This window comes from Allobosea sp. P1_A7 (genome assembly GCF_056406775.1).
In genome coordinates this window covers 1-7,066 of sequence record NZ_JBFTZN010000302.1, presented here as the reverse complement: position 1 = coordinate 7,066, position 7,066 = coordinate 1, and the positions used below count along the sequence as shown (strand labels likewise).

Annotated in this window: 6 protein-coding genes and 2 pseudogenes; 3 read left to right on the top strand and 5 right to left on the bottom strand. The window is 64.7% G+C overall.

Annotated elements, in window-relative coordinates:
• Positions 1–537: 537 nt before the first annotated feature.
• Positions 538–1,134 (top strand): TetR/AcrR family transcriptional regulator, encoded by a 597-nt coding sequence (locus AC1D34_RS31885; RefSeq protein WP_476826391.1) that lies wholly within the window; start codon positions 538–540, stop codon positions 1,132–1,134.
• A pseudogene (locus tag AC1D34_RS31880) lies at positions 1,131–2,052 on the top strand (haloalkane dehalogenase). The gene AC1D34_RS31885 and the pseudogene AC1D34_RS31880 overlap by 4 nt, the downstream one beginning before the upstream one ends.
• On the opposite strand, the gene AC1D34_RS31875 reads toward AC1D34_RS31880, so the two are convergent.
• Complete coding sequence (locus AC1D34_RS31875; protein WP_476826390.1) at positions 2,049–2,882, bottom strand: DUF3108 domain-containing protein; 834 nt, start codon at positions 2,880–2,882, stop codon at positions 2,049–2,051. The pseudogene AC1D34_RS31880 and the gene AC1D34_RS31875 sit on opposite strands and share 4 nt — an antisense overlap.
• 264 nt (positions 2,883–3,146) lie before the next feature.
• Here AC1D34_RS31875 and rpmB point away from each other — a divergent pair, with 264 nt between their 5' ends.
• Positions 3,147–3,434, top strand: a complete 288-nt coding sequence (gene rpmB, locus AC1D34_RS31870; protein ID WP_113516050.1) for a 50S ribosomal protein L28 — start codon at positions 3,147–3,149, stop codon at positions 3,432–3,434.
• Between the two features lie 166 nt (positions 3,435–3,600).
• Here the strand turns inward: rpmB and AC1D34_RS31865 are convergent, their stop codons facing one another.
• From AC1D34_RS31865 to AC1D34_RS31850, 4 genes and pseudogenes are all read right to left on the bottom strand, one after another.
• On the bottom strand, positions 3,601–4,560 hold the full coding sequence (locus tag AC1D34_RS31865; RefSeq protein ID WP_476826389.1) for an esterase-like activity of phytase family protein: 960 nt from the start codon (positions 4,558–4,560) through the stop codon (positions 3,601–3,603).
• Between the two features lie 44 nt (positions 4,561–4,604).
• On the bottom strand, positions 4,605–6,500 hold the full coding sequence (gene cobT, locus AC1D34_RS31860; protein ID WP_476826388.1) for a cobaltochelatase subunit CobT: 1,896 nt from the start codon (positions 6,498–6,500) through the stop codon (positions 4,605–4,607).
• A 25-nt stretch (positions 6,501–6,525) separates the two neighbouring features.
• The gene (locus AC1D34_RS31855) at positions 6,526–6,882 is read right to left on the bottom strand and encodes a GFA family protein (RefSeq protein ID WP_441505680.1); all 357 of its coding nucleotides are present in this window, start codon (positions 6,880–6,882) and stop codon (positions 6,526–6,528) included.
• Between the two features lie 13 nt (positions 6,883–6,895).
• Positions 6,896–7,066, bottom strand: a pseudogene (locus AC1D34_RS31850) (cobaltochelatase subunit CobS); the annotation flags it as partial.

Sequence of the window (7,066 nt, the reverse complement as noted above, 5' to 3'; positions counted from 1 at the left end):
GTATTGGTGGGCCCGAGAACTGCTGTGACACCCTGCGCACGAACCGAGGGCGGAAGAGAGCGTGCTGAAATCAAGACGCGACCGATCGTTTCCTTTGGGCCCTTGCCGGCAGCAGACGCCGGGGAAAGCGTCCTACCTTGGCACAAGCTGGAGCGCCGAAATTAAGCTGCGGAACGAGTCCTGAACGAAGCAAGCCCGAATCGCTGACTCCGGCAGAATCGGGATTCGTTCACGGCAAGATATCGCGGGGACGGCCGCACGCACCACCATATCTGGAATCGTGACACGAGCTTGATCCACTCATTTTCGCGACCAGCGTAAACGGCCGGGCGCCGACAGTCCTCCGCGCTATTTATGTCGTGCTCACGGCGAAACGAGGGGCCGCCGTGTGATTTCTGCGTACGCAACGGCGCGGAACCAGCCTGAGCCATCGCCTCAGCGGGCCGTTCGGACGAGACCCACCTCCCGTCCGACACCTTGGCGATCGGGCGTTTCCCGGAGTGTTGACAATAATACGTACGTACGTATTTTATCTTCATGAGCAAGCCATCCCTTCGTGAAAATCTCCTCGCCGCTGGCCGCGATCTCCTCTGGAAGAGCGGCTATTCCGCCACTGGCATCCGCGAGATCGTCGCTGCAGCCGGAGCGAGCCCTGGCTCCTTCACCAATCATTTCGGATCGAAGGAGGAATTCGCCGAGGAAGTGCTCGATCGCTATTTCGCCTATGTCGGCGGCCTCGTCGATGAAGCCCTGGCCGACCGCTCCCTGCCCGCAGCCGCGCGGTTGCGGCGCTATCTGGACGCGATCACGACCAAGCTCGAAGCCGGCGATTGGTCGCGCGGCTGCATGATCGGCAATTTCAGCGTCGAGACCTCTCCCAATAGCGAACGGTTGCGGCAGCGACTCTCGGAGATCTTCGTCCTTTGGCGAGAGCCCTTTGCGGCATGCATTGCCGAAGGCCAGGCCACCGGCGAGATCGCGACGGATTTCAGCGCCGACGACCTCGCTGATTTCCTGCTCACCGCCTGGCAGGGCGCGATCCTGCGCATGAAGGTCGATCGCAGCCCGGTTCCGCTCGAACGCTTCAAGGCCATCCTTTTCGCAACGCTGTTTGGAAGAAGGGCATCGCCATGACCCAGTCACCTGGATTCGCATCCGAATGGCTGCGCCGGGAGATTCCCGTCCTCGGCTCGACCATGTCCTATGTCGAGGCCGGCTCTGCGGGRCCGACCGTGCTCTTCCTGCACGGCAACCCGACCTCCTCCTATATCTGGCGCCATATCATTCCGCACGTCGCGCCGCTGGCGCGCTGTATTGCCCCCGACCTGATCGGCTACGGTCAGTCCGGCAAGCCAGATATCGCCTATCGCTTCGCCGACCAGGTCCGCTATCTCGACGCCTTCATCGCTGAACTGGGCCTCGGACGGATGGTCATCGTCGCCCAGGACTGGGGCACGGCACTCGCCTTCCACCATGCCTCGTAACCCCAGAGACATGATCGGCCTGGCCTTCATGGAATTCATCCAGCCCTTTGCAAGCTGGGATGCATTCCATCAGCGGCCGCAGGCGCGTGAGCTGTTCAGKGCATTCCGGACGCCGGGACAGGGCGAGAAGCTGATTCTCGAGGACAATGTCTTCATCGAGAGGGTCCTGCCCGCGGCCGTCCTGCGGGCCTTGAGCGATGAAGAGCTGGATGCTTATCGAGCGCCGTTTCCAACGCCCGAATCGCGCAGGCCGATCCTCCGACTGCCCAACGAGCTCCCCATTGCGGGCGCCCCGGCCGATGTCCATGCCGTCAGCGAGCGCGACCACGCAGCATTACGTGCGTCCACCTATCCGAAGCTACTGTTCTGCGGCGATCCCGGGGCGCTGATCTCTCCGGCCGAGGCGGACCGGTTCGCGGCGGGGCTGCATGATTGCCGCCTGATCAATCTCGGCCCCGGCGCGCATTACCTGCAGGAGGATCACCCCAGTGCAATCGGGACGGCGATCCGTGACTGGCTGGGTGAGATTACTGCAACGACGAACGCGAGTGAACGCGCTGCGGCTTAGTTCTGCCGCGCGGCCGCGGTGGTGGTCGGATCGACCCTGAAGCTCGAGGCCTCGATGACCGCCGTCCCGATCATGGTCTTCACCGAGATGCGGATCGGCACCATCACATTGGTGCCGTTGACGGGGGCGAGCCAGGTGTTGATCTCGCGATTCTCGGTCATGAACTTGGTGCTCGGCCGCAGGGCCCGATGCCCTGCGATCGGCACATAACGCGCCTGGCAGATCGTGACCGGGCCGCTATAGCCCTCGAGCTTCACCTGCCGCGAACCGGAATAGCTCAGCTTGATGTCATAGCGCGCAGCGCCGTCGAAGATTGGCAGCGTCCGGTTGCAGGCGGCACCATTCCCGCCCTTGCCCTCCACGGGCATCAGGAAGGCGCTGATCGGATCGACCACATTGCGCTTGTGGCTCTCGTTGAGCGGCACGCGATCGGGCTTGTCGTCGATCGGCGGCGCAATATCCACGGCCTGCACCGTGCCGCCGTCGAGCGCCATGCGCACAGTGCGGCTCTCGCTTGAGTTCGCCGACGAAACCGCGAAGGTCGCAGGCGACAGGCGCCCGCCATGAAGATTGCCGGTTGCGGCACCTGAGCCGCGTCCGCCCGTGAAGCTGCCGACCAGGCCCGTCATCTTGGCGACGATATCGAGCTTGTAGCTGCTGCCGTCGATGCCGCCGCTGAGATGGGCGGTGCCGAGCGTCAGGCCGAGCAGGGAGACATCATATTTGGCCTCCAACGAGGCCGCCGCGGCCGACGACGCTCCAAAGCCGGAGGCCAGGGCCAGCGCAGCGAGACCAAGTCCGGCCAGGGACGACGCGATGGCGGGCTTCATCCAACTCCTCCGGACGGCATGCTTCGCACCGGCATGCACTGCGAATCGGTCCGAATCGTGACCCCTTTTACCGAATTTGGCGAGTGGCAATGCCGCCACGCTGCGGCCGCCCCGATCGTGCTATGGAATCAGTCGCGGTCCTTGACGCAGCAGCCGGCCTTGGCTATAGACCCGCGACTTCAATTTGACTTCCGGTGCTCGTGGGCCGGCACGTCGCGTGTCGGCATTTTTGTTTGAGACAACCGGTTCCAAGGGAACGATATCATGGCTCGCCGTTGCGAACTGACCGGGAAAGCCACCCTCACCGGGCACCTCGTCAGCCACTCGAACCGCAAGACGAAGACCGTCTTCCGGCCGAATCTCGTCAATGTTACGCTCCGTTCGGACGCGCTCGGTCGCTCCGTGCGCCTGCGTGTCTCGGCGAACGCCCTGCGTACGGTCGATCACCGTGGCGGACTTGACGCCTTCCTGGTCAAGGAGCCGGCAGGCAACCTCTCGACCGGCGCACTCACGCTGAAGCGTGACATCGAGAAGAAGCTCGCGACCAACTGAGCGCGCGGCTCCTTCACGGAATGAATGAAGCGGCCGCAAGGCCGCTTTTTTCGTTTGCATAGGACGCAGTGGCCAGCCCCGTATCATCCGTTCTCGGTGCTTGATCGCCGGCACATTCAGGACTTGTGCTCGCCGCAAGAGCGAGCTTGAAGTCACGCTCGTCCCCTTATCCCAACTCGAATTCCAGCAGCACGGTGCGCTGCAGGAAAGAGAAGTTGTCGTCCGAGATCAGGGTCAGGATCGTCCTGCCATGATCCTGATGGACGCAAAGCCCTTCCATATTGTCGATCTCCTGGCCGAGATCGGCCTCGATCAGGGAGGGGCCGTCAAGCATCGCGCCCGGCCGGAGGCTTGCGCCGGGAACGCGGCGAATTCGCATGCCGACACCACGCAGAGGCTTGTACCAGCGCTCCAGCAGAAGCATGTCTCCGCCGGGCAGGAAGGCCAGATCGGTGATATCGAAGCCGCCATGGCGCCGCACCTGAAACAGGCCGGGCCGCCGCCCCCCGATGATCACGCCGAGCGTCGGTTCGTCTTCCCCGCCCGAGCGCTCGGCAATGGCGACGAGCGCGCCCGCAAGCGGCTGCCCGGCAGGAACGACACCAATCGCCTCCAGCCCGCGATTGCTCGGCAGGCGCTTCACCTCGCGCGGTACCGGGACGATGCGGGCACGCGCTTCGACTCCATACCGCGCCCATTCGAAACGCAGGACGTCATGCGTCCGCTCGACGCCGATATAGGCGACGCCATCGGCGATCGTCAGGCTCTCCGTGTCGAAATAGCGCGAACGATGCAGCGGCCGCCCGGAGGCGCCGAGGATCGGTGCGAGTTCGGCCTGCTCGAAGCGAACGATCCTCCCCTTCTCGGAGACAGTCTTCGCCGTCAACCAGAAGCCGTTATCGGTGATCGCAACCAGATCGACGCCGTTGCGCGAGCGCCAGAGGCCGGAAAACCCGCCGAAGCGCGGATGGTCGCCGCGCAACACCAGCCCGCCCCGGAAGCTGAGCTGGCCGAAGTGTGTCTTGCCGGGATTGCGCGGCTCGAAGGCATCGAAGCCGCGCACGCTGATGGTGAGCGGTATGCGGCCCGGCTCGATGCTCTGAGCCTGAGCGGCAGGCAAGCCCAAGCTAGCGGCGCCCAGCCCCTGGAGGACGCCGCGTCTGGTCAGCCTCATTGCATGCGACGAGAAACCGGWGCCTTGCCGGTGGGGCCATCCTCCTCGAAGAGCTCGGCCAGCTTCTCCGTCATCACCCCGCCGAGTTCCTCCGCATCGACGATGGTGACGGCGCGGCGATAGTAGCGCGTCACGTCATGGCCGATGCCGATGGCGATCAGTTCGACCGGCGAGCGCGTCTCGATCTCGGCGATGATATGGCGCAGATGCCGCTCGAGGTAGTTGCCGGCATTGACCGACAGCGTCGAATCGTCGACCGGCGCGCCATCGGAGATCACCATGAGGATCTTGCGCTGCTCGGGCCGCGCGAGCAGCCGCTTATGGGCCCAGTCGAGCGCCTCGCCGTCGATATTCTCCTTGAGCAGGCCTTCGCGCATCATCAACCCGAGATTCTTGCGAGCCCGGCGCCAAGGAGCGTCCGCCGCCTTGTAGATGATGTGCCTGAGATCGTTCAGCCGGCCCGGATTGGCCGGCTTGCCGGATTGCAGCCAGGCCTCGCGCGACAGCCCGCCCTTCCAGGCACGCGTGGTGAAGCCGAGCAGCTCGACCTTGACGCCGCAGCGCTCCAGCGTCCGCGCCAGGATGTCCGCGCAGGTCGCGGCAACCGTGATCGGCCGGCCGCGCATCGAGCCGGAATTGTCGATCAGCAGCGTCACGACCGTATCGCGGAAATTCGTGTCCGATTCCTGCCGGAAGGAGAGCGGCTGGAACGGGTCGATGATGATCCGCGGCAGGCGCGAAGGATCGAGCGAACCCTCTTCGAGATCGAACTGCCAGGACCGGTTCTGCTGCGCCATCAGGCGGCGCTGCAACCGGTTGGCAAGCCGTGCCACCACGCCCTGGAGATGGGCGAGCTGCTTGTCGAGATAGGCCCGCAGCCGAGTCAACTCCTCGGCGTCGCAGAGCTCCTCGGCCGTGACCGTCTCGTCGAACTTGACGGTGTAGGGCTTGTAGTCCGTTTGCGGCCGGTCGTTCTGGCGCCCCTCGCGGGGGCGCGGCGCCTCGCCCGCCTCCTCGGATTCAGAGGAATCGTCCTCCTCGTCCCAGTCGCCGGCCGGAGCATCGGTCGCTTCCGACGCACCCTCCTGCAACTCGTCGGTCGCATCCTCGCTGACCTCGACCTCCGAGCGCTCGCCGCCGCTTTCCTGCTCGGCCTCGCCATCCTGCTGCTGCTGATCCTCGGAGGACTGGTCCTGGTTGTCCTCGTCCTCTTCCTCGTCCTGGCCCTGCGAACTCTGCTCGGCCATGTCGAGTGAAGCCAGCATATCGCGAACCGTCCGCGAAAAGGCGCGCTGATCCTCGACCGACTGCGACAGCCGGTCGAGATCGGCACCGGCCTTCGCCTCGATCACGTCGCGCCAGAGATCGACGATCTTGGTCGCGGCCTGCGGCGGCTTCAGCCCCGTCAGGCGCTCACGCACCATCAACGCGAGTGCGTCTTCCAGTGGGGCGTCGGCCCGATCGGAGATTTCCTCGTAGCGGCCACCGCGATGATAGCGGTCTTCCAGCATGGCGGTGATGTTGCCGGCCATGCCGCTCATCCGGCGCGAGCCGACGCATTCGACCCGGGCCTGCTCGACGGCGTCGAAGWCAGCGCGCGCCGCATCGCCCTCCGGCGCGGCGCGGCGGTGAATCGAGGCGTCATGGCAGGCGAGCCTGAGTGCCATCGAATCCGAGTGGCCGCGCAGGATCGCGACATCCTGGACCGTCAGCTTGCGCGGCGGTTCGGGCAGACGGGCCCGTTCGCCAACGAGCGATGGCTTGTCCGCCGCGAAGACGATTTCCATCTCGGGCTTGCGCGCGATCGCCTTCATCGCACCGGAAATGGCGCGCTTCAGCGGCTCGGCTGGTGCTTCCTTGGGCTGACCCGGCTTACGATTGGAGATGGACAAGGCGGAGCCGTCCTTTGACTTGATGCTAGCGCGAGCGCCCGTCGAACATCGTCGAATCGAGTTCGGCGGGCTCGACACCCTCGAGGCAGCGTACATTCACCGCGACCATCGGCGTGCCGTCCGGCATCGAGCCGCGAGCGAAGGATTCGATGCCGCAGGTTTCGCAGAACAGGTGCTGGATCTTCTGCGTGTGGAAACGGTATTCGGTCAGCGCATCCTCCCCCTTTTCAAGGGTAAAGGCCGTCGCTGGCGAAAAGGTCAGGATCGAGCCGCGACGCTGGCAATAGGAACAGTTGCAGGTGATCGTCCGCTCGAGGCTGGCCTCGACCGTGAACCCGACCCGCCCGCAATGGCAGCTCCCTTGATAGCGCGCGCTCGCCATGACCCGTTTCCCCTCAGCTCAGAACGACGTTGACCGCGCTCTCCGGCAATTCCTTGCCGAAGGAGCGCTGGAAGAACTCCGCCACGAGCGTGCGCTCCATCTCGTCGCACTTGTTCAGGAACGTCACCCGGAAAGCGAAGCCGATATCGCCGAAGATCGCGGCATTCTCGGCCCAGGTGATGAC